Raw genomic sequence first — 2,840 nt, forward strand, 5'->3', positions numbered from 1 at the left:
GCTTCGGGGAGTCGGCAAACAGACTTTGATCCGGAGATGTCTGAATGGGGGAACCCAGCCATCATAAGATGGTTATCTTGTACTGAATACATAGGTGCAAGAGGCGAACCAGGGGAACTGAAACATCTAAGTACCCTGAGGAAAAGAAATCAACCGAGATTCCCTTAGTAGTGGCGAGCGAACGGGGACTAGCCCTTAAGTGGCTTTGAGATTAGCGGAACGCTCTGGAAAGTGCGGCCATAGTGGGTGATAGCCCTGTACGCGAAAATCTCTTGGTCATGAAATCGAGTAGGACGGAGCACGAGAAACTTTGTCTGAATATGGGGGGACCATCCTCCAAGGCTAAATACTACTGACTGACCGATAGTGAACTAGTACCGTGAGGGAAAGGCGAAAAGAACCCCGGAGAGGGGAGTGAAATAGATCCTGAAACCGTATGCGTACAAGCAGTGGGAGCAGACTTTGTTCTGTGACTGCGTACCTTTTGTATAATGGGTCAGCGACTTATTTTCAGTGGCGAGCTTAACCGAATAGGGGAGGCGTAGCGAAAGCGAGTCTTAATAGGGCGTCTAGTCGCTGGGAATAGACCCGAAACCGGGCGATCTATCCATGGGCAGGTTGAAGGTTGGGTAACACTAACTGGAGGACCGAACCGACTACCGTTGAAAAGTTAGCGGATGACCTGTGGATCGGAGTGAAAGGCTAATCAAGCTCGGAGATAGCTGGTTCTCCTCGAAAGCTATTTAGGTAGCGCCTCATGTATCACTGTAGGGGGTAGAGCACTGTTTCGGCTAGGGGGTCATCCCGACTTACCAAACCGATGCAAACTCCGAATACCTACAAGTGCCGAGCATGGGAGACACACGGCGGGTGCTAACGTCCGTCGTGAAAAGGGAAACAACCCAGACCGTCAGCTAAGGTCCCAAAGTTATGGTTAAGTGGGAAACGATGTGGGAAGGCTTAGACAGCTAGGAGGTTGGCTTAGAAGCAGCCACCCTTTAAAGAAAGCGTAATAGCTCACTAGTCGAGTCGGCCTGCGCGGAAGATGTAACGGGGCTCAAACCATACACCGAAGCTACGGGTATCATCTTCGGATGATGCGGTAGAGGAGCGTTCTGTAAGCCTGTGAAGGTGAGTTGAGAAGCTTGCTGGAGGTATCAGAAGTGCGAATGCTGACATGAGTAACGACAATGGGTGTGAAAAACACCCACGCCGAAAGACCAAGGTTTCCTGCGCAACGTTAATCGACGCAGGGTTAGTCGGTCCCTAAGGCGAGGCTGAAAAGCGTAGTCGATGGAAAACAGGTTAATATTCCTGTACTTCTGGTTATTGCGATGGAGGGACGGAGAAGGCTAGGCCAGCTTGGCGTTGGTTGTCCAAGTTTAAGGTGGTAGGCTGAGATCTTAGGTAAATCCGGGATCTTAAGGCCGAGAGCTGATGACGAGTGTTCTTTTAGAACACGAAGTGGTTGATGCCATGCTTCCAAGAAAAGCTTCTAAGCTTCAGGTAACCAGGAACCGTACCCCAAACCGACACAGGTGGTTGGGTAGAGAATACCAAGGCGCTTGAGAGAACTCGGGTGAAGGAACTAGGCAAAATGGCACCGTAACTTCGGGAGAAGGTGCGCCGGTGAGGGTGAAGGACTTGCTCCGTAAGCTCATGCCGGTCGAAGATACCAGGCCGCTGCGACTGTTTATTAAAAACACAGCACTCTGCAAACACGAAAGTGGACGTATAGGGTGTGACGCCTGCCCGGTGCCGGAAGGTTAATTGATGGGGTTAGCTAACGCGAAGCTCTTGATCGAAGCCCCGGTAAACGGCGGCCGTAACTATAACGGTCCTAAGGTAGCGAAATTCCTTGTCGGGTAAGTTCCGACCTGCACGAATGGCGTAACGATGGCGGCGCTGTCTCCACCCGAGACTCAGTGAAATTGAAATCGCTGTGAAGATGCAGTGTATCCGCGGCTAGACGGAAAGACCCCGTGAACCTTTACTATAGCTTTGCACTGGACTTTGAATTTGCTTGTGTAGGATAGGTGGGAGGCTTTGAAGCGTGGACGCCAGTTCGCGTGGAGCCATCCTTGAAATACCACCCTGGCAACTTTGAGGTTCTAACTCAGGTCCGTTATCCGGATCGAGGACAGTGTATGGTGGGTAGTTTGACTGGGGCGGTCTCCTCCTAAAGAGTAACGGAGGAGTACGAAGGTGCGCTCAGACCGGTCGGAAATCGGTCGTAGAGTATAAAGGCAAAAGCGCGCTTGACTGCGAGACAGACACGTCGAGCAGGTACGAAAGTAGGTCTTAGTGATCCGGTGGTTCTGTATGGAAGGGCCATCGCTCAACGGATAAAAGGTACTCCGGGGATAACAGGCTGATACCGCCCAAGAGTTCATATCGACGGCGGTGTTTGGCACCTCGATGTCGGCTCATCACATCCTGGGGCTGAAGCCGGTCCCAAGGGTATGGCTGTTCGCCATTTAAAGTGGTACGCGAGCTGGGTTTAGAACGTCGTGAGACAGTTCGGTCCCTATCTGCCGTGGACGTTTGAGATTTGAGAGGGGCTGCTCCTAGTACGAGAGGACCGGAGTGGACGAACCTCTGGTGTTCCGGTTGTCACGCCAGTGGCATTGCCGGGTAGCTATGTTCGGGAAAGATAACCGCTGAAAGCATCTAAGCGGGAAACTTGCCTCAAGATGAGATCTCACTGGAACCTTGAGTTCCCTGAAGGGCCGTCGAAGACTACGACGTTGATAGGTTGGGTGTGTAAGCGCTGTGAGGCGTTGAGCTAACCAATACTAATTGCCCGTGAGGCTTGACCATATAACACCCAAGCAATTTGC

The 2,840-nt window shown here is 51.8% G+C and carries 1 rRNA gene (cut by a window edge); it reads left to right on the forward strand.

Features of this window, described 5'->3' with window-relative positions:
• Positions 1–2,820: ribosomal RNA gene (locus tag F8N44_RS30990) — 23S ribosomal RNA — on the forward strand; it begins 74 nt to the left of the window's first position.
• Positions 2,821–2,840 lie beyond the last annotated feature (20 nt).

It is taken from the genome of Pseudomonas fluorescens (assembly GCF_902497745.1).
Taxonomy (GTDB): domain Bacteria; phylum Pseudomonadota; class Gammaproteobacteria; order Pseudomonadales; family Pseudomonadaceae; genus Aquipseudomonas; species Aquipseudomonas fluorescens_BM.